The organism is Streptococcus hyointestinalis (genome assembly GCF_041225505.1).
Classification (GTDB): Bacteria; Bacillota; Bacilli; order Lactobacillales; family Streptococcaceae; genus Streptococcus; species Streptococcus hyointestinalis_B.
This window is the reverse complement of the sequence record NZ_JBCLSK010000007.1, coordinates 17,331-41,454: the sequence shown is the minus strand read 5'-3', so window position 1 is coordinate 41,454 and position 24,124 is coordinate 17,331. Positions and strand designations below refer to the sequence as shown.

At 42.0% G+C, this 24,124-nt stretch carries 21 protein-coding genes and 3 pseudogenes; 22 read left to right on the top strand and 2 right to left on the bottom strand.

Annotated elements, in window-relative coordinates; translation table 11 throughout:
* The first annotated feature begins 151 nt into the window (after positions 1-151).
* The 5 genes from AALA56_RS03065 to AALA56_RS03045 all read left to right on the top strand — a co-directional run bounded on the left by AALA56_RS03065 (position 152) and on the right by AALA56_RS03045 (position 7,399).
* Positions 152-1,756 carry a site-specific DNA-methyltransferase gene (locus AALA56_RS03065; protein WP_027973191.1) on the top strand — a complete coding sequence of 535 codons (1,605 nt, stop codon included), beginning with the start codon at positions 152-154 and terminating at the stop codon, positions 1,754-1,756.
* On the top strand, positions 1,753-3,978 hold the full coding sequence (locus AALA56_RS03060; RefSeq protein ID WP_369908702.1) for a DEAD/DEAH box helicase: 2,226 nt from the start codon (positions 1,753-1,755) through the stop codon (positions 3,976-3,978). The genes AALA56_RS03065 and AALA56_RS03060 overlap by 4 nt, the downstream gene beginning before the upstream one ends.
* 8 nt (positions 3,979-3,986) lie before the next feature.
* Positions 3,987-5,816 carry an ImmA/IrrE family metallo-endopeptidase gene (locus tag AALA56_RS03055; protein WP_369908701.1) on the top strand — a complete coding sequence of 610 codons (1,830 nt, stop codon included), beginning with the start codon at positions 3,987-3,989 and terminating at the stop codon, positions 5,814-5,816.
* 24 nt (positions 5,817-5,840) lie between these two features.
* Positions 5,841-6,395 carry a hypothetical protein gene (locus tag AALA56_RS03050; protein WP_027973188.1) on the top strand — a complete coding sequence of 185 codons (555 nt, stop codon included), beginning with the start codon at positions 5,841-5,843 and terminating at the stop codon, positions 6,393-6,395.
* Positions 6,396-7,156: 761 nt separating this feature from the next.
* The gene (locus AALA56_RS03045; protein ID WP_369908700.1) at positions 7,157-7,399 is read left to right on the top strand and encodes a type I restriction endonuclease subunit R, EcoR124 family; all 243 of its coding nucleotides are present in this window, start codon (positions 7,157-7,159) and stop codon (positions 7,397-7,399) included.
* A 21-nt stretch (positions 7,400-7,420) separates the two neighbouring features.
* Here AALA56_RS03045 and AALA56_RS03040 read toward each other — a convergent pair whose 3' ends face one another.
* Complete coding sequence (locus AALA56_RS03040; protein WP_277066505.1) at positions 7,421-8,353, bottom strand: site-specific integrase; 933 nt, start codon at positions 8,351-8,353, stop codon at positions 7,421-7,423.
* A 103-nt stretch (positions 8,354-8,456) separates the two neighbouring features.
* Positions 8,457-8,993: pseudogene (locus AALA56_RS03035) on the bottom strand (restriction endonuclease subunit S); the annotation flags it as partial.
* A 118-nt stretch (positions 8,994-9,111) separates the two neighbouring features.
* Here AALA56_RS03035 and AALA56_RS03030 point away from each other — a divergent pair.
* The 17 genes and pseudogenes from AALA56_RS03030 (at position 9,112) to AALA56_RS02950 (ending at position 24,091) form a co-directional block, all read left to right on the top strand.
* Positions 9,112-10,037 (top strand): annotated as a pseudogene (locus AALA56_RS03030) (DMT family transporter).
* Positions 10,037-11,434, top strand: a complete 1,398-nt coding sequence (locus AALA56_RS03025; protein ID WP_369908699.1) for an MFS transporter — start codon at positions 10,037-10,039, stop codon at positions 11,432-11,434. The pseudogene AALA56_RS03030 and the gene AALA56_RS03025 overlap by 1 nt, the downstream one beginning before the upstream one ends.
* Before the next feature lie 90 nt (positions 11,435-11,524).
* Entirely contained in the window at positions 11,525-12,052 is a 528-nt protein-coding gene (locus AALA56_RS03020; RefSeq protein ID WP_277423780.1) for a YqeG family HAD IIIA-type phosphatase, read from the top strand.
* Entirely contained in the window at positions 12,052-13,173 is a 1,122-nt protein-coding gene (gene yqeH / locus AALA56_RS03015) for a ribosome biogenesis GTPase YqeH (RefSeq protein WP_369908698.1), read from the top strand. The genes AALA56_RS03020 and yqeH overlap by 1 nt, the downstream gene beginning before the upstream one ends.
* A 15-nt stretch (positions 13,174-13,188) precedes the next feature.
* Positions 13,189-13,500 carry a ribosome assembly RNA-binding protein YhbY gene (gene yhbY / locus AALA56_RS03010; protein WP_369908697.1) on the top strand — a complete coding sequence of 104 codons (312 nt, stop codon included), beginning with the start codon at positions 13,189-13,191 and terminating at the stop codon, positions 13,498-13,500.
* Between the two features lie 22 nt (positions 13,501-13,522).
* Positions 13,523-14,155, top strand: coding sequence for a nicotinate-nucleotide adenylyltransferase (locus AALA56_RS03005; protein WP_369908696.1), 633 nt, complete (start codon positions 13,523-13,525; stop codon positions 14,153-14,155).
* Positions 14,152-14,739: a bis(5'-nucleosyl)-tetraphosphatase (symmetrical) YqeK gene (gene yqeK, locus AALA56_RS03000; protein ID WP_369908695.1), complete on the top strand. Its 588-nt coding sequence runs from the start codon at positions 14,152-14,154 to the stop codon at positions 14,737-14,739. Before AALA56_RS03005 ends, yqeK begins: the two co-directional genes overlap by 4 nt.
* A gap of 44 nt (positions 14,740-14,783) precedes the next feature.
* Positions 14,784-15,140: a ribosome silencing factor gene (gene rsfS, locus AALA56_RS02995; RefSeq protein WP_369908694.1), complete on the top strand. Its 357-nt coding sequence runs from the start codon at positions 14,784-14,786 to the stop codon at positions 15,138-15,140.
* 54 nt (positions 15,141-15,194) lie between these two features.
* On the top strand, positions 15,195-15,929 hold the full coding sequence (locus AALA56_RS02990) for a class I SAM-dependent DNA methyltransferase (RefSeq protein WP_369908693.1): 735 nt from the start codon (positions 15,195-15,197) through the stop codon (positions 15,927-15,929).
* A gap of 1 nt (position 15,930) precedes the next feature.
* The gene (locus AALA56_RS02985) at positions 15,931-17,022 is read left to right on the top strand and encodes a nucleotidyltransferase (protein ID WP_369908692.1); all 1,092 of its coding nucleotides are present in this window, start codon (positions 15,931-15,933) and stop codon (positions 17,020-17,022) included.
* Between the two features lie 55 nt (positions 17,023-17,077).
* Positions 17,078-17,323: a MerR family transcriptional regulator gene (locus tag AALA56_RS02980; RefSeq protein WP_369908691.1), complete on the top strand. Its 246-nt coding sequence runs from the start codon at positions 17,078-17,080 to the stop codon at positions 17,321-17,323.
* 88 nt (positions 17,324-17,411) lie between these two features.
* The gene (locus AALA56_RS02975; protein ID WP_369908690.1) at positions 17,412-17,789 is read left to right on the top strand and encodes a TipAS antibiotic-recognition domain-containing protein; all 378 of its coding nucleotides are present in this window, start codon (positions 17,412-17,414) and stop codon (positions 17,787-17,789) included.
* 166 nt (positions 17,790-17,955) lie between these two features.
* The gene (gene adhE, locus AALA56_RS02970) at positions 17,956-20,625 is read left to right on the top strand and encodes a bifunctional acetaldehyde-CoA/alcohol dehydrogenase (protein ID WP_369908689.1); all 2,670 of its coding nucleotides are present in this window, start codon (positions 17,956-17,958) and stop codon (positions 20,623-20,625) included.
* Between the two features lie 106 nt (positions 20,626-20,731).
* Complete coding sequence (locus tag AALA56_RS02965) at positions 20,732-21,643, top strand: polysaccharide deacetylase family protein (RefSeq protein WP_369908688.1); 912 nt, start codon at positions 20,732-20,734, stop codon at positions 21,641-21,643.
* A 98-nt stretch (positions 21,644-21,741) separates the two neighbouring features.
* Positions 21,742-22,458, top strand: a complete 717-nt coding sequence (locus tag AALA56_RS02960; protein ID WP_369908687.1) for a YebC/PmpR family DNA-binding transcriptional regulator — start codon at positions 21,742-21,744, stop codon at positions 22,456-22,458.
* A 126-nt stretch (positions 22,459-22,584) separates the two neighbouring features.
* Positions 22,585-23,415 (top strand): annotated as a pseudogene (locus AALA56_RS02955) (ABC transporter ATP-binding protein).
* Entirely contained in the window at positions 23,405-24,091 is a 687-nt protein-coding gene (locus AALA56_RS02950) for a hypothetical protein (RefSeq protein ID WP_369908686.1), read from the top strand. The pseudogene AALA56_RS02955 and the gene AALA56_RS02950 overlap by 11 nt, the downstream one beginning before the upstream one ends.
* Positions 24,092-24,124: the final 33 nt, after the last annotated feature.

Here is a 24,124-nt window from a genome sequence, read left to right as displayed (position 1 = left end):
CAACAAGCAACAAGCAACAAGCAACAAGCAACAAGCAACAAGCAACAAGCAACAAGCAACAAGCAACAAGCAACAAGCAACAAGGTAGTTTTCTACCTCTTTTCTGCGTGTACGAAAACACTCTCTTTTTTGAGAAAGGGGGTGTTTTGTAATGTCTAAAGATTTTATCGAACGCCCTCGCAAGAACGAGAAAGATAGAGCTATCACCTATGTACAGGAACTTCTGAAACAGGCTCGTGAAGATAGACGAAATGAGGATGTTGATAAACTGGAAAATCTTATCCGCTTGCTCAATACTAAGAAATATGGTTTGGTCTGGGAGGAACATGCCGAATTGGTCGAGGAGGAAATGAAAACAAAGATTCCTGTCTTCATTGAGGACGAGACCAAGAAAATTGTGGGGAATCCTGAATCGGAGGACTATAACTTCCTGCTTGAAGGGGATAACCTTCATAGTCTACATCTCTTGAAAAAAACGCACACAGGAAAAATTGATGTGATCTATATTGACCCGCCTTATAATACAGGAAATAAAGATTTTATTTATAATGACAAAATTGTAGATAAAAACGATGGCTATTCTCATTCAAAATGGTTGAGTTTTATGAGTAAGAGGTTGGAAATTGCTAGGGAACTACTCAGCGATGAGGGGGTTATATTCATAAGTATAGACGATAATGAACAAGCACAACTAAAACTACTTTGTGATGAAGTGTTAGGGGCGGAGAATTTTGTAGGAGAATATATAAAACAATCAAAAGTAGGAGGTGGTAATGACAGTAAGTTTATTGTAAAAGAACATGAGTATTGTTTGTGCTATGCAAAAAATATCAAAGTGACTGCTCCTATGAATATTGAACATGATGATTCATATTTAAAAAGATATAAGGAAGAGGACGAATATGGGCGATATTTTTGGGATACATTTGCTAGACCAGGATTAAAAAATCCAATCATCTACAATATAATTGCGCCGGATGGAACCAAGATCAATAATGGATGGATACGCTCGGAGGAGCGTTTTAAGAAAGAATATTCGGAAGGAAAAATAAGGATTACAAAGAAAAAGAATGGGGAATGGAGTGTTCAATTCAAACAATATTTAAATCCAAATGGAAAAAGACCGAGAAGTATGACAATGGATTTTGGGGGTACAACTGAAGGAGATAAAGAAATTAAAAGTATTTTTGGCAGAAAAGTATTTAGTTACCCTAAGTCAGTCAAATTTTTGTTAACGCTTATTTCTACAGTTAAAGATAATAATATTTATATTTTAGACTTCTTCGCTGGCTCTGGCACCACCGGTCACGCAGTTATGCAACTAAACAAAGAAGACGGAGGAAATCGTAAGTATATTCTTTGCACAAACAATGAAAACAAAATCGCTGAAGAAATTACCTACAAACGACTATCGAATATCCAAGAAGAATTACCACACAATCTCAAGTACTTCAAGACGGATTTTGTAGTTAAGGAAGACTTTCCTGATGTCACCCTTGAGTATGAGTTGCTTAACTATATTACTCCTCTAGTGGAGTTAGAGTTCGGAATCGATATTTCAAATCCTAAGGTGCAAATTATCCTATCCGAAGAACAGTTAGATGCGATGCACGAGACCGATTTTATTGAAGACTCAACTCTCTTCTTCCATCCCGAGATCTTCTTTGATGCCGATCAGGAACGAATCCTTCGTGAGAAAAATATTACAAAACAGGAAATTCCACATTACTACTTCGGAAAGGAGATGTGGTCATGATTGGATTAAAACAATTCCAACAAAAACTAGTTGATAAACTCTTGAGATTTACAGCACCTGAGTATGAGTTTGATGAGATGGTCATTAAGTCGCCAACAGGATCGGGTAAGACGATTACCCTTCTTGATTGGGTCAATACCTATATTTCAAGTACACATGATAACGTAGCATTTGTATGGTTTACGCCTGGAGCAGGAGAACTTGAAGAACAGAGTCAGGATAAGGCGAAGCATTTCTCATCTATTAAGGCACAGTCAGTGGATGATGCCTTACTGCAAGGATTTGATAAGGAAAGTGTTACCTTTATTAACTATGAGCGTGTTATCGGTAAGAAGTCGAAAGCCATGCTTTCGGATAGCGAGCGTGATAATCTTGAAGATAAGATTGAAAAGGCTGTCGCAGCAGGTCGTCATTTTATTCTTGTCATTGATGAAGCACATCGTAATGATACCAAACAGGCGAGAGATATTATTGCACGCTTTAATGCTTCAAAAACTGTCAAGGTTTCTGCTACCATTGAAGCCCCCAATATGCCTGACAAGATAGAGTTCTATGAGGTGATGGAAGAAGAAGTTATTGCATCAGGATTGATTACAAAATCGGTTGTCGTCAACGAAGGACTTGAAAACTATCTTGACGAGAGTCAGCATATTAGTGAGGAATTTGAACTTCTCTTTGAAAGTGCTGAGCTGAAGCGTAAAGAAATTGTTCAGGGTTATGCTGAACATGGCGTAACAGGAGTCAATCCCTTGGTGTTGGTTCAGTTACCTGATAAATCGGATTCAGAACCTGAGTTAGTAAGTCGTATTGAAACCTATATCCAAGAAAAACTTCACAAAACTTATGAGGATGGAAAACTTGGTATTTGGTTGGCAGACCAGAAACGAAACTATCTCAATGTACAAGAACTAGATAATGAAGTAGAATATCTTATTATCAAACAGGCAATTGCCACAGGTTGGGATGCTCCACGAGCTAAGATTCTGATTAAGATTCGTGAAAACATGGGTGAAGCCTTTACTATTCAGACTATTGGTCGTATCCGTAGGATGCCCGAACCTTTCAAAGGGCATTATGATGTTGATGTATTGGATAATGCTTATCTTTATACTTTTGATGTGGACTTCTTGAATGGTGCATTTACTCAAAAAGGAGTAGGAGCACCTACGCCACTTCTGAATCGAAAAGATATAGCTAAAGATTTCCATTTAATCAGCGAGCGAGTACTTGATTTGCATGAAGGACAAAATGAAAAAGCTATACGTGAAAATCTCTATCAAGGTATGGTTCGTGAATGGAATCTGACAGAAGATGTTGAATCAAATAAGCAAAAGTTAGAAAATCAAGGACTTCAATTTGGAAGTTCCATTGTTAACACCTATAAACAAGGTCGTTTTGATACGTTGGAACATTCTGACCGCCTTCAAGATAGAGAAAGACGAGTAGAAGCAGACTATCGTGCTAATCGTCTTGACTTGCTTCATGCTTACCATGAACTTGACCGAGTTACTCACTTGAAAGTAAGTCAGGTTGAAGCTCTTCTGAAACGCTTCTTCATGGATGATAAGCGACCAAACCAGCAAAAACTTTTGACGTTGGAACCTAGCGAATGGACAGCCTTTATCTTAAATAATTGGCGTGCTCTGCGTGAAGTCTTTAGACAAGCTGATATTCAGCCAACCATCAGTATGGGACTTGTAGTACCTCAGGAGAATGATTTCTATATTCCGATGACAGAACGTTATTCCTATAATCCAAAATTGGAACATATTGATACAATAACCAATATCTATGAAGGTTATACAAATAGCGTTCTCAAAGGAAGTGAAGCTGAACGTCTTTTTGAAGAGTACATTGAATCACACGAAGATGCTGTTGAGTTTGTCTATAAGAACGGTGATAAAGGAAGTCAATATTTTTCAATTGTCTATTATACAGCCAGCTCTTCCCATCATTTCTATCCTGATTATATTGTCAAAATGAAGAATGGCGATGTCTATATTGTAGAAACCAAGGGTGGAGAAAGTGCTAAAGGTGAAGATAAGAATATTGACGAGTATGCACCATTGAAATACGAAGCCTTGAAAGCTTACCTTGAAAAATATAATTTAAAAGGGGCATTTATCCGTGATATTTCAGGCACTCTTCGCTATTTGAATGAAGGAGCATGGAAAGATGATATGACAGATTGGCATTCCATTGACGAGCTATTTGGATTTTAGGAGGAAACTTGATTTCTTTTAGCAAATATATAGAAAAAACATTCTATAATGAAATTTATGACGCAAGTGAGAAATATTTCCTAGGCAATCTTGAAGAACTAGGTATTACCTATGATTATGACGGTGAAGTAGAAGTTACAGATGTAGACTTCAAGTATGTTTATGCTGGACATCATGGAGATGGCGAAATTGATATAGATATTTTGACGGATGTCTATGCAGTAGTAACTGAACGTACGAATCATTATGAGAATACCATCGAAAAGAATCGTTGGCTTCGTGTATCTGCTATTGGAAAGCCTGATGCAGGAATCAAAAATTTTAAAATTGTAAAAGTTGATACCTATGAGAGGGGGACATATAGTACCTTTAAATATCCTCTCTCTGATAAACTTGTTCCATTTATTTGTAAGGATGATTTGGATAAGGTGGCAGAAGCAATTTTGAATAAATATGACCGAAATGCCTTGCTGACACCTACAAGAGTTGAACCTGAATATATTGTTCAACAAATGGGGCTTCAATTAAAGTATGATTCCATTACGGAAGATACTTCAATTTTTGGACAAATCTATTTTCAAGATAATCCTGAAAATGGTATCTCTGCAGGAACAGTGGTTATTGATGAAAAGCTTCCTCAGATACGAAATCTTGGAGTTGTGAGAAATACGATTCTTCATGAATGTGTACACTGGGAGTTGCACCGTTATGCTTTAGAATTAGCAAGAGCTGAGGAAGAGGAACTTTCTGTTCTATCTACAACAAATGACATTAAGGATGAAAAAGCTTATGATATGATTGGTTGGATGGAATGGCACGCTGAATCAATTGCACCTAAAATCTTGATGCCTAAAGAGATGTTTATTCAAGAAGCAAGGAGTAGACAGCAACGGTTACTAGAGTTGAGTCAAACCCAAGATATTCTTGATATTCTTAAAAAATGGATTGATGAATTAGCTCAGTTTTTCGGAGTTTCTCGTCTATCTGCTAAAGTTCGCTTGGCAGAATGTGGTTTTGAAGAGGTGAAAGGTGCATTTATTTATATAGATGATGCCTATGTTCCAACTCATACATGGAAGCAGGGATATTTAGAGGATAATCAAACTTTTTCAGTAAATCTGATTCAGCTTGGTCTTCAATTATTATCTCAGCCAGTCTTGAAAGAGCGTGTTGAGAAAGGTGAATTACTCTATGTAGAATCCCACCTCTGTATCAATGATGCCAAGTATCTTTCATATGATATTGCAGGAACTCCATTCCTAACGCCTTATGCAAGGCATCATATGGATGAATGTTGTATTGTCTTTGAAATTTCGTCAAGCACTCGAATAGGTCGCTCTACTTCTTTAACCTTGTTACTCAATCGTGATGCAGATTCTGATATTCAATTTACGATTAGTTATCCGAAGGATAAGAATAATTGGCTCGAACAAGTTGATGTTCACATTGATGATACACTGGAAATTATGTTAAAGCTTAGTGGGATGAATAGTTTTGCTCCTGCATTAGTAGAAGTGATGAAATGGCGAGATGTTCGAAATCAGGAACTGGCTGATGAAACCAATCTCGGATTGAAGGCTATTTCCAACTTGAGGAATGGAAAGACTGAACCCAAACTTGAAACGGTGATTGCCATTTGTATTGGTATGAAATTACCACCAAGTATCAGTAAAATGCTAGTTGAACTATCAGGAAGAACACTTCGTGTAGGAAATCAGCAAGAAATGTTGTATGAGTTCATTCTTAATTGCACAGCAAGCTGGGATGTGAATATGTGTAATACACTATTGGTCAACAAAGGCTTCAAAGAGCTTGTTCCTGATAGAAGTGGCTTATAAAATAAATTAGAGAGGCCTTACATTATGGTAGCACAAAGTAAATATTTGCAGACTCTTATCAAAGATGTTATGGATAACTCTGATTCCAATGACTGGGACTCAGCAGTCTTAGAGTGGGAGATTTTAGATGTAGAAGAGGATGAACGATTAGAAGAATCATGTATATGTGGTAAAGAACATCTTCGTTACCTTTTTACAATTGAAAATCAATTGAATGGTAATGTACTTTATCCTATTGGTAGTTCTTGCATTAAGAAGTTTGAGCGTGATGATTTGAAATATGAAGTGGATGTCAAAGAACAATTATTTAAGTTGTTACACGCAGTAGAAGATAATGAATTTCTTCAATTATCATCAGAATTTTTCAGTCGTAAATTATTGCGTTATTTATTTGAAGTTGGAGCATTTAAAGCAACGAAATGGAATAACTTTGAACCAGAAAAAGATTATGAATTCATGATTGATATGTTCAATAAACGTAATCGAACTGAGAATCAAAATAAAAAAGCCGTGGCTATTATTCTGACATCAATAAAACCATTTCTACAAGAAGAATTAGCTCATAAGGTAAAAAAATAGATAAAGGCAGGTGCGAACCTGCCTTTTGGATTCCTCTGCTCAATCGGAAAGACTACGCTTTTCCGACAGTTTAGAGGAATGAAATTTGATGAAGTGACTAGTCTATTTTATGGTGTTAATTGGTGTTAATGCTATCCATTTTTATGGATTTTAAAGGGTTTGGGAGAAGCATCCTTCCTATTAAATGTTGATATAAAGAGATTTGTTTGGTGCTGCTCTCCGTAAAAAATTAAAGTTTTGTTCTCAAAACGTTAATCAATACGATTATATCAACGTTTCAAGCACTTCATGGTTCACACCATGGGGTGTTTTTTTTGATGGAAAATAGCAAAATTCACACCATTACTTTTTAAGATTGCAATAGGCAATTTCCCCCACAGCCATAGGAATGACATTTGAAGTATTAAAACCGAATTTACAAGTTCGAAAAAATTTTTGCTGTCTTTGTTAGTTGTACCACTGGCTTGGACCATTGCATTCAGTATTATTAGAATTCATTTACTTGCTTACATTACTCCCACTTTTCTTTCTTTTATTTTCATGGTTTATTCAACAATAAACTGGAATAATAGGGGATTTGAAGCCTCGTACAAGGAATTCTTTTTTCCAAAAGCTTCAAAAAGTAAGCTTGATAAATTTGAGAGTATTATTTATAGATTAACAAAAAGTAACTTTATCAAGATGATAAAATCTAATAAAATCCTGATAAGTTACTTGTTTTTTTGGTATTCTCCCATAGTTTTGATTAAAGGTTGCATTTAATGCAAGTCATCTTTTTCACATTAGAAAGGCTAAGAGATTATGGCAGAATTAGAATCAGTTTTAGAGAAGAAACTGATTCATTTAATCATCTAAAAGCCTTCACAGATTATGACCCGCACATTTTGACAGAGAATCATTTTTCACAAGAAGAATACGAGGATTATGCGGCGGTTTATAAAAATGTTTTAGCAGAGTTGAAAACAGACGAGCCAGGCGAGGGGAATGCAAACGATAGACCTTGAAGTTGATTCAAGGTCTATTTTTTAGGAATTTAAACTGGATAGTGAGCGCATAATGATGTCAATGTCTTTACTCTCTAGCTCGTTAATAATATGGAGATATGTTTTTTGAGTGGTCGTCATATTAGAGTGTCCAAGTCGTCTTGCTACACTTGCGATAGAAACGCCTGCAAAGAGGAGCAGTGAGGCATGGGTATGGCGTAAACCATGAATAGAAATGATAGGAATGCCAGCATTTTTACAATGTCTAGCTAGTCGGTCATTTACGGTAGAATTATAAATTTTACCTGTTACGAAAATAGGCTTATCCTCGGGTAGATTTTTGAGTAACTCTGCAAACTGAATAACTGTTTGCCAATCGATAGGAATTTTTCTAATGGAGGATTGATTTTTAGTCGGTAAAAAGCCACTATTTTCTTTATAATCCCACGTTTTTGAGACAGATAATGTCTGACGTGTCAAGTCGAAATCTTTTGGGGTTAGAGCGAGCGCTTCTGAAAAACGTAAGCCAGTTTTGGCAATCAATAAAATCAACCAATCCATATTAATTTGCGGGGCTAAATCAAGGTCATCAAGGAGTTTGTGGAGTTCGTACTGATTGAGAAACTTAGGTTTCTTAGCACGTGGTTGTTTGCCTTTAATGATGGCTTTACGTGTTGGGTCTCGCTGAATAAGTCCCTCATCAACAGCATCCATAATGGCACATTTTAAGTGGTGATGAAAATCCATTGTAGTTTGTTTTTCATGAACGCTTGCATATTGATTTAATAATTTTTGATAAGAAAAGCGATCCAACTGCTGTATCTGTAATGTTGGCACCAACTTTTCAAGCCAGCGATGAGCCATATGGTACTTTTTCATGGTCACAGGGCGGATAGCTCCCTCTTTGTAGACCATAATCCATTGCTTATAATAATCACAAAATAACATTGTTTCAGAATTCATTGTTTCTATCATAAAATGATAAACCTCCTCTCAATAATGTATCATAAAGAGTATTAAAATATGTTTTAGAACCTAATTTTTTATCAGAAACCAGATCTTTCATAAAAATGCCCACATTTTTGAAACCAAAACACTTACGCTGATGAAGGGTGATGAGGCGGTCAAGGGTGGAGAAATAGGCGCCAATTTTTTGTTGTTCAGTATAGGATGTTGGTAGCAATAAATTCATAGCAGACATTTGTTTTCCAGATACTTCGACAAAGGTCGAACCTGCATCAACAGTTTCTCCATATTTTTTCAATTCCTCTGAACGAGAAAAAATAAAATAAGAGTCAAGCTCATTTTCATGAGGAACAATAGATTGAAATCCTTGATTCGTACATCCTTTTTTGCTTAAAATTGCCGTTTTTCCTATACCTGCACGAGAAGTAAAGAGTACAGTTCCAATAGGAAGCATTTTAGCAGAAATATTATTATATCCTTCTTGAGTAATTTTTCTTTCACTTGAAGAAACAAAAATTTGGTTGATAATTTCAGCAGGAGCATACCAATCAATATCACCATCCCAGTATTCATCTTTTGACGTGCTTGGTGTTCCTCCGCCAACAATATCTGCTATCTCCCCCAACTTACGCTGTTCCCAAGGGTAAGTAAATGATTGGAATTATAAAATATCAAATGGTTGTTTTATCTAAGAGCTTTTTTCCTTTGTGTCATTGTTTTGGCACTAGCTTTTTGCTATAATGAAGAAAAATGATTAAGGAGGGGTTATGTCTAAACAAGGAGTTGGTGTGCTGTTGACACTGATTGCAGGTATTGCTTGGGGGATTTCGGGCATTAGTGGGCAGTATCTTTTGTCTCATGGTCTTAATATCAATGCTTTATCGTCTATTCGGCTATTGATTTCGGGGATTTGTCTATTAGGAGTGGTTGCGATAAGCGACTTTGCTAAGGTAAGAGCAGCGCTTAGGGACAAGGAGTTTCTGGTGACAATGCTTATCTTTTCCTGCTTTGGTTTGGTAGCCAATCAATACGCTTATCTAAAAGCCATTTCTTACACCAATGCTGGGACAGCTACGGTCTTGCAGTACATGGCACCCGTTATTATCATCGTTTTAGCCAGTATCAAAAAACGGCAGTTGCCGAGATGGGTTGAGATCATCTCTATTTTTTGGCTGTGTTTGGGACTTTTATCATGGCAACGCACGGTCAGCTAGGTAGCCTTGCGCTGACGCCAGCAGGGCTTTTCTGGGGGGATTTTATCCGCCTTTACCTACGTGGCGTGGCTTATATCTTGATTCCGGTCAATGCCATTCGCAAATGGGGGAGTCTCTTGGTGCTTGGAGTGAGCATGCTCTTTGGTGGTGTGCTCTTTAGCCTTTTGACGCAGGCGTGGACTTATCACTATCCGCTAGACATCCGCTCTATATTAGCTTACATTGGTATTATTGGTATTGGGACGCTCTTTGCCTATACGGCTTTTTTAAAGGGAACAACTATTATCGGAGCGGTCAAAGGTAGCCTTTTAGCGTCCGTTGAGCCGATTTCGTCTGTGCTTCTGACTGTGCTGATTTTTGGAGAGCATTTTTATGCCAGTGACCTATTTGGCATGGTGCTTATCATCTTAGCAGTCATGCTGATTTCCATTCAAGATTTGCTCGTAGAAAAGCTTAGAAAGAAAGGAGCTAGGCTGTAATGTCCGAAGAAACTTTATCCGCAAAAGTTATCAGAGCAGTGATTGCTGTTGGCTTGCTGTCATTTTGTGGCGTTGTCGTTGAGACGGCTATGAATATTACCTTTCCCATTTTGATGAAAACGTTTCATATCAACACCTCTACCGTGCAGTGGATGACCACCATTTATCTTTTGGTCGTAGCTCTGGTGGTGCCTTTATCAGCCTATCTCAAACGCTCTTTTAAGACCAAGACACTCTTTTGCGCAGCTAATATTCTTTTTATCATCGGGCTTTTGGTGGATATTGTCGCACCAAGCTTTGGGTTGCTGCTTTTTGGGCGTGTCATTCAGGGGATAGGTGTCGGGATCGCACTGCCTTTGATGTTTAATATCATCCTAGATCAGGTGCCTATGAGTAAGATTGGGACCATGATGGGGGTCGGCACTTTGATTACTGCGGTTGCGCCTGCGGTCGGTCCTACCTTTGGTGGCTTTGTGGCTTCCAGTCTTGGCTGGCGCTACATTTTTATCTTGCTGCTTCCTATACTCATCATCTCCTTTATCTTAGGCGTGACAGCGATTGAGCAAAAGACAAAGGTTGTCTTTGAAATTCTTGATGTCATCAGCTTTTTAGCTATCTTAGCGCTGTTTATCGGCTTAATTTTAGCGCTTAATAATCTAGCAGAGTACGCTTTTTACCAGCCTGAGGTCTGGGCTTGGTTCTTGCTGGGTGTTTGTGGGCTTGTCCTTCTCATCAAGCGCAGTCAAAAGCTCACGCAGCCTATCATCGCTCTTGATGTCTTGAAAAATCCGATTTTTGCAGGGCATGTGCTTGCCTTTTTCCTCTTTCAGACGGTCAATCTTGGCATGTCCTTCTTGATTCCAAACTATATCCAGCTGGTCAATCACTCAAGTGCGACTATCGCAGGGCTCTTGGTTTTTCCAGCAGCATTTCTGGGAGCGTTTTGCTCGCCATTTAGCGGTTATTTGCTAGATAGGCTAGGCGCTAAAAAACCGATTTTGTTTGGAACGAGCTTAATTGTGATTGCTCTTGCGCTCTTTTCTGTCTTTGGGCGTCACTTGCAAAATGGCTATTTGACCGCTATTTACATTATCTTTATGTGTGGGATGGGGATTGCCTTTGGCAATATCATGACCAGCGGGCAAAAGGGTGTCCCTGAAAAAAATCGCTCAGACGCCAATGCTATCTTTAACACCCTGCAACAGTTTGCGGGAGCTGTTGGAACAACGCTAGCGTCCCTTATAGTTGCTATTAGCCAGTCTGCGTCTAATATCAGCCAGAGCCAAGCAACTGCAAAAGGCAGCCAGATGGCATTTATATGCTTACTAGTGCTTGCTATTATTGAGTGGCTTGTCCTTTACAAAGTGGTGGATAACACACCCAAATCATCTCAGTAAAATGTTTTGCCTTTGGCAAGGCATTTTCAATTCGCCTTATAAGCCAAAATATGGTAAAATAAAAGCTAAACTAACCTTTTGGAGTAACATGTGAGTATAGACGATTATAGGCCGACCTTTATGGTTGAGGCAGTATATGATTTAAAAGCAGAAGACCTGCTTAAGCACGGCATTCATGCCGTTTTAGTAGATTTAGACAACACCTTGATTGCTTGGGACAATCCAGACGGCACCGCTGAAGTGCGTGCTTGGATTGATGAGATGACAACAGCAGATATTGCCATTGTCGTGGTTTCAAATAACAAGCATTCACGTGTCGAGCGTGCGGTGTCTTTATTTGGCGTGGACTTTGTCAGTCGTGCTATGAAGCCTTTCACAAGGGGCATCAAGATTGCCATGGAGCGCTATGGTTTCTCGCCAGATGAGGTTATCATGGTGGGCGATCAACTCATGACCGATATTCGTGCTAGCCACAGGGCTGGCATTCGCTCGGTTTTGGTCAAGCCATTAGTGACATCAGACGCTTGGAATACCAAGTTCAATCGCTTTCGTGAGCGCCGCATTTGGCGTAAACTTGAGAAAAAATACGGAAAACTAACCTATCAAAAAGGAATTTAATGAACGAAACATTATCTTGCATCGGTTGCGGTGCACCCATTCAAACAGAAGATTCAAAAGCGCTGGGCTACACCCCAAAGGCTGCCCTTGAAAAGGGCTTAGAGACAGGACAGCTCTATTGCCAGCGCTGCTTTAGACTGCGTCACTACAATGACATCACAGATGTGCAGATGAGTGACGATGACTTTTTAAAATTGCTTCACGAAGTTGGCGACAGCAATGCGCTTGTAGTCAACGTGATTGACATTTTTGATGTCAATGGCTCGCTCATTCCAGGGCTTGCCCGCTTTGTTTCTAACAACGATATCCTTCTTGTCGGTAATAAAAAAGATATCTTACCAAAGTCTGTCAAGGACAGTAAAATCAAAAATTGGCTCTTAGAGCGTGCGCACGAGGAGGGCTTACGCCCGATTGATGTGGTGTTGACCTCTGCGCAAAACCACCAAGCCATCAAAGACTTGATAGCGACTATTGAGCGTCTGAGAAAAGGACGAGATGTCTACATCGTTGGGGTGACCAATGTCGGCAAGTCAACACTTATCAACGCCATTATCCGTGAGATTACAGGGGACAAGGACACTATTACCACGTCACGTTTTCCTGGCACGACGCTTGATAAGATTGAGATTCCGCTGGATGACGGAACTTTCCTCTTTGACACACCGGGAATTATCCACCGCCACCAGATGGCGCATTATCTCTCAGCCAAGGATTTGAAATATGTCAGCCCTAAAAAAGAAATCAAGCCCAAGACTTATCAGCTTAATCCAGAGCAGACGCTCTTTTTAGGCGGTCTTGCTCGCTTTGACTTTGTAGAAGGGCAAAAGCAGGGCTTCACGGTCTATATGGACAATAATCTAAACATCCACAGGACAAAATTAGCTGGCGCAGATGCTTTTTATGACAAGCATGTCGGACAGCTCTTGCAACCACCAAGTGCCAAGACGCTTGAAAACTTCCCAGAGCTTGTCCGCCATGAATTTACCATTAAGGACAAGATGGATGTGGTTTGCTCTGGTCTTGGCTGGGTGCGTGTCAACGCCAGTCAAGATAAACCAGTTGTGCTAGCTGCTTGGGCACCAAAGGGTGTCGCTGTTGTGCTGAGAAAAGCGATTATTTAAAAACGAGGAAAACATATGGCATTAACATCAAAACAACGTGCTTTTTTAAAGTCAGAAGCACATGGCATGAAGCCAATTGTACAGATTGGCAAAAACGGTCTCAACGACCAGATTAAGACAAGTGTTAGGCAAGCACTTGATGCTCGTGAGTTGATTAAAGTTCAACTCTTGCAAAATACAGATGAGGACATCCACGACGTAGCTGACATCTTAGAAGAGGAGATTGGCTGCGATACTGTGCTTAAAATTGGGCGCATTCTCATTCTCTACAAGCAGTCAGCCCGCAAGGAAAACCGCAAACTATCGGTCAAAGTCAAGGCGCTATAAGCGCTTCTTTTAGGAGGAATTTATGGCATTAGAATTATTGACACCTTTTACCAAGGTGGAGTTAGAAGAAGAAAAAGTCACAAGCAACCGTAAGCAAATTGGGCTTTTGGGTGGGAATTTCAATCCTGTCCACAATGCGCATTTGACCATTGCTGACCAAGTGCGCCAGCAGCTAGGGCTTGATGAGGTTCTTCTGATGCCTGAATACCAACCTCCGCATGTGGATAAAAAGACAACCATTAGCGAAAAACATCGTTTGAGAATGCTTGAGCTGGCTGTGCGTGACATTGATGGACTTGGTATTGAGACCATTGAGCTTGAGAGAAAGGGCATTAGCTACACTTACGACACCATGAAACTTTTGACCGAGAAAAATCCAGATGTGGATTATTACTTTATCATCGGAGCGGACATGGTGGCTTATCTGCCCAAGTGGCACCGCATTTCAGAGCTTATCCAGATGGTGCAGTTTGTCGGAGTGCAACGCCCTAAGTACAAGGCAGGGACGTCTTATCCTGTCATTTGGGTGGATGTGCCACTACTCGACATCTCATCCAGTCTGATTCGACGCCAGCTTGAGGAAGGAAAAAAACCAAACTTTCTTTTGCCTCAAGCCGTGCTAGACTATATCGAGAAAGAAGGGCTATACCGATGAGCTATGAAGCGTATCTTGCTATTAACCGAGAGGATTTACTTGCAAAAATGGCAGAGCAGATGTCAAAAAAACGCTTGGAGCACTCTTTGGGCGTTGAAGCAGCGGCTATCAAGCTGGCTAAGCGCTACGGCGCAGACGAGACAAAGGCTGGTCTGGCTGGGCTTTTACATGACTATGCCAAGGAAGTGTCTGACGAGGACTTTTTGGCTTTGATTGACAAATATCAGCTAGATAATGACCTCAAAAACTGGGGCAATAACATCTGGCATGGCGTGGTCGGTATCTACAAAATCAAAGAAGATTTGGGGCTTAGTGACACTGAGATTTTACACAGCATTGAGATCCATACGGTAGGCTCAAAGGAGATGAGCCTGCTGGATAAAATCATCTACGTTGCTGACTACATCGAGGATGGCAGAGACTTTCCCGGAGTCGATGAGGCAAGGGAGATTGCCGCATCTTCGCTTGATAGGGCAGTCGCTTACGAGACAGCAAGAACCGTTGCCTTCCTCGCTCAAAAAGCACAGCCTATCTACCCACAGACTATTGAGACTTACAATGCTTACATAAGCTATTTAAAATAGACATATTCCACTTTTATTACAAACGAAATCATAGAAAGGAACCTATGAAAGAACAAGAATTGTTAACAGTAGTCCTGAAGGCTGCTGATGAGAAGCGTGCTGAGGACATGCTTGTTTTAGATGTGATAAAGCTAACCAGTATCACGGATTATTTTGTTATTGCTTCTGCGATGAACAGCCGTCAGCTTGAGGCAATAGCCGACAATATCCGTGAGAAGGTCAAGGAAGCTGGAGGCGATAGTAGCCACCATGAGGGCGATAGCAAGACAGGCTGGGTCTTGCTTGACCTTGGTAGTGTCGTTGTGCACATCTTTTCTCAAGATGAGCGTGAACACTACAACCTTGAAAAGCTCTGGCATGAGGCAGACAGCCTTGATGTCACAGCCTTTTTAGAAGATTAACCAAGCTAGACTGTAGCGGATGTTGCAGTCTCTTTTGTTAGAAATGAGGATAAAATGGCAAGTTATGAAACTTTTGCGGCAGTCTATGACGAGATTATGGACGATAGTCTTTATGACGATTGGACAGCCTTTAGTCTACGGCATTTTCCAGAAAAGGCGCACTCTATCTTAGAGCTGGCTTGCGGGACTGGCATTCAAGCAGTACGCTTTGCCAAGGCAGGCTTTGAGGTGACAGGGCTTGATTTGAGCTATGAGATGTTAGAGGTGGCCAAAAAGCGTGCCGAGCGTGAGCAGGCGCAGTTGGATTTGGTGCAGGCAGATATGCTGGATATGGAAGGAGTTGGTACTTTTGATGTGGTGACCTGCTATTCAGACAGTCTCTGCTACATGCCTGATGAAAAAGCGGTGGCTCAGGTCTTTTCACAGGTGGCAAGTGTCCTGAAAACAGGCGGTCGCTTTTTGTTTGACGTGCACTCTATTCATCAGATGGACGACATTTTCCCAGGCTACGCTTATCATGAAAATTACGAGGACTTTGCCTTCGTCTGGGACACTTATGAGGGAGAAGAGCCGCACTCGATTGCTCATGAGCTGACTTTCTTTGTCAAGGAAGAGGACGGTTGCTTCACTAGACGTGATGAGCTGCACGAGGAGCGCACCTATCCGATAGCGACTTTAAAAAAATTGCTAAAAGAAGCTGGCTTTAGCAAGGTCCAAGTCTATGCCGACTTTAGCGACCAAGCACCGACAGACGAGAGCTTACGCTGGTTCTTCGTAGCGGAGAAGTGAGATGACCACAACAGGAATCATCGCAGAGTTTAATCCCCTGCACAATGGGCACAAGTACCTGCTGGAGCAGGCACAGGGTCTTAAAATCATCGCTATGAGTGGCAATTTTGTCCAGCGTGGTGAACCAGCTCTTGTGGACAAGTGGACACGCACGCAGATGGCGCTTGAGTGCGGGGCTGATTTGGTGGTGGAGCTGCCTCTTCTGATAGCGGTGCAGGCGGCAGATTACTTTGCGCAGGGAGCGGTTGATATTCTCTCTAAGCTGGGTGTGGATAACTTGACCTTTGGCACGGAGGAAATGCTGGATTACAATGCTATTGGTGATCGCTATATAGAGCACAAAGAGGAGATGGCTGCTTATCTTGAGAGTCTGCCTGAGGCGCTCTCCTATCCGCAAAAGACGCAAGCCATGTGGGAGAAGTTTACAGGCAGTCCCTTTTCTGGAGCAACGCCCAACCATATCCTAGCGCTGAGCTATGCTAAGGCAGCAAGACCTTACGGCATTTCCCTCAACCCTATCAAGCGTCTCGGTGCAGGCTACCATTCGCAGGAAAAAAGAGAGCAGTTCGCTTCAGCAACCAGTATCCGTAAGAACCGAGGAGACGACGCTTTTGTAGACAGTGTCATGCCAAATGCTGCGCTTCTACGCAGTCAGCCGCAGGTCAGCTGGGCGGATTATTTTGACTTTTTACGTTACCAGATTATCACACATCAGGATTTGACCGAGGTTTATCAGGTCAATCACGAGCTTGCGCATCGCATTCGGTCTGCTATCAAGCCAGCGACTAGTGTGGAGGACTTGGTGGATACGGTCAGCACCAAACGCTACACCAAGGCACGCGTCAGACGAATACTTACCTACATCCTAGTCAACGCTAGAGAAATTCCCTTGCCAGAAGCCGTGCATGTCCTGGGCTTTTCAAGAGACGGTCAAAAACATCTCGCTAGCCTAAAAGGGCAGGTCGACTTTGTGACACGGATTGGAAAGCTCCCTTGGGACGCTATGACCCAGCAGGCAGACACCGTCTATCAGCTAGGCAATAGCCAAGTCCTTGAGCAAAACTGGGGGCGGATTCCAAAAATGTTGCGCTAAAGGCTTGACTCTCCCCTTAGGGTATCCTTTATACTAGCTGTAGAGAGGAAAAATCATGAAAACGGTAAAAGAAGTGAGTCACCTATCAGGTGTTAGTATCAAGACGCTGCATTATTACGATAAGATTGTTTTGTTAAAGCCAACGATTGCCGCTGAAAATGGCTACCGCTATTATGATGGGACGGCTCTTAGTCGATTGCAGATGATTTTATATTTTCGTGACCTGTCTTTTCCTCTTGAGACGATAAAAACACTCTTGATGTGCTCAAGGGACGATAGATATATCCTGTTAGGGCAGTAGCTTGCTTCTCTGCAGCAAGAGAGCAGAGCGCTAACACAGAAAATCAATCGTCTCAAGCATTTGCAGGAGAAAAAAAGGAGGGCTCACTATGCTGAGTTACACAAAAGAGGAAGTCCTAGCTTTTCAAAAAGAAGCTAAGGAAAAATGGGGAGATACCGAGGCTTATCAAGACTTTGCCAAGCGCACTCAAGAAGAGCTGCCGTCTGCTGTAGATGACTTGCGTTTATTATTTGCTAGCTTTGGACGCATGCAGGACTTGCCAGCAGATACCGAGGAAGTTCAAGCCCAGGTCAAGGCGCTAAAAGACTACATCAGCGAGCATTTTTACGAGTGCACAGATGACATTCTAAAGGGTCTGGGTGAGCTTTATGTCACAGATCAGCGCTTTACAGATTTTATTGACCAATCAGGTGGTCGTGGCACAGCCAACTACGTCAACAAAGCCATCGCCATCTATGTCAAGTAGAAAAGAAGAACAGTCCTTTTGGGCTGTTTTTTGAATTGTCGAAAAATAATGTAAAAAAAACAGAAAACGGTTGCATTTATTTGTGAAATAATGTACAATACTAGGTGAAGAAAATCACAAAGATATTTTTTCGTTATTATTGACATAAGACTATGGAGGAAGAGAAATGGTTAAGAAAGCACAAACAGCAGAATTATCTGTAGAGGAGCAGGCGATTGCCTACACAGATAGCTTGGTTGAAAAAGCGCTAGCAGCAGAGGCACTTTATGCGACTTACTCACAAGAGCAAGTGGATAAAATCGTTGCTGCTATGGCGCTTGCAGGGTCTGAGCATTCCTTAGAGCTTGCCCAGGAAGCAGTCGCTGAAACCAAACGTGGTGTGGTTGAGGATAAGGATACCAAAAACCACTTTGCGACTGAAAATATCTACAATTCTATCAAAGATGAGAAAACCGTTGGTATCATTGGCGAGGACAAGATTTCAGGTCAAGTCCAAATCGCAGCACCGCTTGGTGTTTTAGCAGGGATTGTCCCAACGACCAACCCAACATCAACGACCATGTTCAAGATTTTGGTGGCGCTCAAAACACGCAATGCTATTGTTTTTGCTTTCCACCCACAGGCGCAAAACTGTTCAGCACACGCTGCGAAAATCCTCTACGAGGCAGCTATTGAAGCTGGCGCACCAGAAAACATCATCCAATGGATTGAAGTGCCCTCTATTGCCAACACATCAGCGCTTATCCAAAACAAAAAGATTGCTTCTATCCTAGCGACTGGTGGACCTGGTATGGTCAATGCCGCTCTTAAATCTGGTAATCCATCTATGGGTGTTGGTGCTGGAAATGGTGCGGTTTATGTCGACCACACTGCTTATCTTGACCGTGCGGTTGAGGATTTACTCATGTCAAAACGTTTTGATAATGGTATGATCTGTGCGACAGAAAACTCTGCTGTCGTTGAAGCGCCGATTTACAAAGAATGGCTGACGAAGATGCAGGAAAAAGGCGCTTACTTGGTGCCAAAAAAAGATTACAAGAAGTTTGAAGACTTTGTCTTTAACGACCACCACGGTGTCAATGGTCCTGTTGCTGGACGCAATGCCGCTTGGATTTGTGAGCAGGCAGGTGTTGAGCTTCCTGATGGCAAAGACGTGCTTCTCTTTGAGCTTGATAAGAAAAATATCGGCGAAAAACTCTCATCTGAAAAGCTCTCTCCACTCCTTTCTGTTTATAAAGCAAAAGACCGTACAGACGGTGTTGAGATTGTCTCTGCCCTTCTAGACTACCAAGGTGCTGGACACAATGCGGCTATCCAAATCGGCTCACAAGCAGACCCATTTGTTTCTGAATTTGGCGATAAGGTCAAAGCTTCTCGTGTGCTTGTCAATCAGCCAGACTCTATCGGTGGTATCGGTGATATTTATACAGATGCCCTTAAAGCCAGCCTAACACTTGGAACAGGATCATGGGGGAAAAATTCATTGTCACACAATCTATCAACTGGCGACCTCTTGAACATCAAAACAGTCGCTAAACGTCGTAACCGTCCACAATGGGTACGTTTACCAGAAAAAATCTACTACGAAAAAAATGCCATCTCTTACCTTCAAGACGAGTCAGAAGTCATTACACGTGCTTTGATCGTTGCTGACCCAGGTATGGTGCAGTTTGGTTTTGTAGACACGGTGCTTGCTCAGCTAGCTCTTCGTGAGGAAAAAGTCGTGACCTCACTTTACGGTACCATCAAGCCAGACCCAACACTTGGGCAAACCATCGAGATTGCTAAACAAATGGCAAGCTTCAAACCAGACACAATCATCGCTGTCGGTGGTGGTTCTGCTATAGACGCAGCGAAAATTGCCCGCTACATCTACGAGTACTCTCTTGACCAAGAAGAAGGCTTCCTTGAAAGCTATGAAGCTGTTAGCGAGCTCTTCCTTCGTCTCCAACAAAAATTCATCGATATCCGTAAACGTATCGTCAAGTTCAAACACCAAGCTGAAACACGTCTCTTCTGTATCCCAACAACATCTGGTACAGGTTCAGAAGTAACACCATATGCTGTTATCACAGACGATCACACCCATGTCAAATACCCACTGACAGACTATGAATTGACACCACAGGTTGCTATTGTCGACCCAGAGTTTGTCATGACAGTACCAAAACGCACTTGTGCTTGGTCAGGACTTGATACGCTTTCACACGCTCTTGAGTCTTATGTGTCAGTTATGGCGTCAGACTTCACACGTCCTTGGTCACTAGAAGCTATCAAGTTAGTTCTTGAAAACTTAGAAGCGTCTTACAAGTACGACCCACAACACCCAACGCTTGAGGGTGAGTTGGCGCGTGAAAACATGCACTACGCAGCGACACTTGCTGGTATGGCCTTCTCAAATGCCTTTCTTGGTATCAACCACTCTATCGCCCACAAGCTAGGTGGAGAGTTTGAGTTGCCACATGGTCTAGCGATTTCTATTGCTATGCAGCACGTTATCCGCTACAACGGTGTCTCTGGTAATGTCAAACGCAGTGTCTACCCACGTTACGAAGTTTACCGTGGTCAAAAAGACTATGCTGATATTGCCCGTGCTGTCGGACTCAAAGGTAAGACGGACGCTGACCTTGTCGAAGCGCTTTGCCAGCGTATCAATGATTTGATGACAGCGGTTGACGTCACACCAACCCTATCAGCTAACGGTGTCACAAAAGAAGCCTTTGATGCTGCTGTGGATGAGTTGGCTGTCCTTGCCTATGACGACCAATGCACACCAGCTAACCCACGCCAGCCATACATCGAAGAACTCAAACAACTCTTGATTGACATGTTTTAATCCCAAAACAATTCCTGCGACTAGCAGGAATTGTTTTTTTAAAAGCTCTAGTCAAGTGTCTGTATTGGTGGTACAATTAAGAGGAATGATTATTTAGGAGGAAGTTATGCGTCGTCGCAGAAAAAGAAAGTCATCTTATAAAGCTATATTAGCGCTTGGTTTTGTTTTTGTAGGTTTTTGTTTGCTGGGGGCTTTTGCGCTCTCAAAAGCTTTTCTCTCTGAGGACAAAACAGCTGAAAAGACTACAATCACCTCAAGTAGCAAGCAAAGCACCAGCACATCAACGGCACAAAGTGAAGAAAAAGCAGAAAAAGTGAGCTGGCAAAAGCAGGACGAGCCCGTTCGCATTCCGATTTTGATGTATCATGCCATCCATGATATGGATCCGTCAGAAACGGCTAGTGCCAATCTCATCGTTTCACCTAGCGTTTTTGAAACGCATATCAAGCGTTTAAAGGAAGAGGGTTATTATTTCCTCTCGCCAGAGGAGGCTTATAAGGCGCTGATCGAAAACAGCTTGCCGAGCCAAAAGGTGGTTTGGCTGACCTTTGATGACGGTGATGAGGACTTTTATACGCAGGCTTACCCTATTCTCAAAAAATACGGCGCCAAAGCTACCAATAATGTCATCACAAGCTTTGTAGAAAATGGCAATGCTGCTAATCTCACCCTTGAGCAAATGCAGGAGATGAAGGAAAACGGCATGTCCTTTCAAGCGCACACCGTCACACACCCAGACTTGTCAGTACAGACACCAGAGCGCCAAAGTAGCGAGATGACAGGCAGTAAGAGCTTTTTAGATAGCAATCTCTCTCAAGACACTATTGCCCTTGCTTATCCGTCTGGGAGATATAATGACACAACCTTACAAACGGCAGAGCAAAGTTACAAACTGGCTGTCACGACCAATGAAGGCTTGGCAGAGTACAGCGATGGGCTGCTCTCTCTTGATCGGGTGCGGGTGCTGCCAAACATGACAGCAGATGATTTACTCGCTAGTATGCGAGCGAGTTGGTAAAAGAGATTAACATTTTAGATGAAACGTGCTATAATAAAGAAGATTTGACTGTTTTTTAACAGCCGTGTTTATCATTATTAGACAAAAAGGAGACTAGAATGGGACGTAAATGGGCTAATATTGTTGCCAAGAAAACTGCCAAAGATGGTGCAAACTCAAAAATTTATGCTAAATTTGGTGTTGAAATCTATGTTGCTGCTAAAAAAGGTGAGCCAGACCCAGAGTCAAACTCAGCTTTGAAGTTTGTTTTGGAGCGTGCTAAGCAAGCGCAAGTACCAAAACACGTTATTGATAAAGCCATTGACAAGGCTAAGGGAAATACAGACGAAACCTTTGTTGAAGGGCGTTATGAAGGTTTTGGACCAAACGGTTCAATGATTATCGTAGATACCCTCACCTCAAACGTCAACCGTACTGCTGCCAACGTGCGTTCAGCCTACGGTAAAAACGGTGGTAATATGGGAGCGTCAGGCTCTGTATCTTACCTCTTTGACAAAAAAGGTGTTATCGTCTTTTCTGGAGATGACGCAGACAGTATCTTTGAGCAATTGCTTGAAGCAGACGTTGATGTGGATGACGTTGAAGCAGAAGACGGCGTTATCACTGTCTACACAGCACCAACTGACCTTCACAAGGGAATTGAAGCCCTTCGTGCTAATGGTATCGAAGAGTTTCAAGTGACTGAACTAGAGATGATTCCACAATCTGAGGTCACTCTTGAGGGTGAAGACCTCGAAGTCTTTGAAAAACTCATCGACGCCCTTGAAGCGGATGACGACGTGCAAAAAGTTTACCACAACGTTTCAGATTTCTAAAAAACAAAGCACTCACTGCTACATCAAGCAGTGAGTTTTTTGATACCCTATACAGACTTCCTGTCGTGTGGTATAATCTTGTCAGAATATTAAGTCAATAGCGAGTTGAGATGAGAAAGGAAAAATATGAGTGTTATAGAGGTAAATCATCTGGTGTGCGTCTTTCATGAAAAGACTGCCTTGGAGGACATCAGTTTTGAGGTGGAAGAGGGCGAGATTTTTGGCTTTCTAGGTCCGTCTGGTGCGGGAAAGACGACGACTATCAATATCCTAACAGGTCAGCTGACGCCTAAGAGCGGCACAGCTCTCGTGCTTGGAAGAGAGTCGAGTAAGCTCGTCGCAGATGATATGGTCAACTTAGGCATTATGAGTGATACGGTTGGTTTTTATGAAAAGATGAGCTTGTATCAAAACCTCGCTTTTTTTGCTCGCTTTCATAGGGTACCAATGGAGCGCTTGGAGGCTTTGCTTAGACGTCTGGACTTGTGGGAGAGTCGAAAGACCAGAGCGGAGAAGTTGTCCACATGAATGCGGCAGCGCATGTTTCTCATCCGAGCGATTTTACATGAGCCAAAGATTGTCTTTTTAGATGAGCCAACATCAGGATTAGACCCTGTCATGTCTCAAAAGGTGCATGAGCTTCTCCTTGAGCTTAAGGACAATGGCATGACGATTTTCTTAACCACTCATGATATGCAAGAAGCGACAAGGCTCTGTGATAAGCTGGCGCTGCTTCACCGTGGGCGTATCTGTGAGTATGGCAGCCTTCAGGACATTTTAGAGCGTTATCGTAATGATGATAGAGTGGAAGTGCGCATGCTCTCTGGTGAGGTTAAGCTCGTTCCTCAAGAAGATGTCGGGCTTTATCTTGGTAAAGCTGCTAGCATTCACAGCTTAGAGCCAACCCTTGAGAGTGTTTTCATTCAGGTGACAGGAGAGAGATTCGATGACAAATAGTATGCGTAGTTTATTGTGGTTAAAGTGGCAGTATATTGTGACCAATAAAGTGCTTTTAGTGGTGGTGCTGAGCCCGATTATAGATGTTTACTTGATGTCGCTTTTAGGTCCTAGCGCTGACGCCATGCTGCTCTCTTTTGGGACAGGGCTTGTCTATAGCGTGACGGCGGGTTCTTTTGTGACGCTGATAGTCGCTGAGGAAAAGGAGAAAAAGAATATCAGAACTTTGATTTTGACAGGGGTGCATCAGCTGAATTATGCCATTTCTGTCATCGCCTATCCTCTCATCCTCTCGGTTTTGTCGCTTATTCTCCTGCCATTTCTTTTTCAAAGACCTGTTGCCAATTGGCTGGTTTACAGCCTTGTCACCATTTTGACGGCGTTAGCTTATATCGCCATTAACTTTGTCATTGCGCTGGTGTGTCAAACGCAGGTGCAGGAAGCCATGTGCAGCATGCTGGTTATGGCTCTAGGCAGTTTTTTGCCCATGCTGATGTTTACAAATGATATGGTCAAAACGGTAGTTTCTTTTAGCTTTTTTGGTGCCAGCAGCAACTACCTCTATGCTAGTACTGGCTACCAGCTAACAGACACATCCTTTATAGCCTTGCTGGTTTGGCTCGTCCTTCTTTTTTATCTTTTAGGACTTGCTTTTCGCTTCAATCGTTCCCACTAATCAACAAGCTGTTTTCAGCTTGTTTTTTTGTCT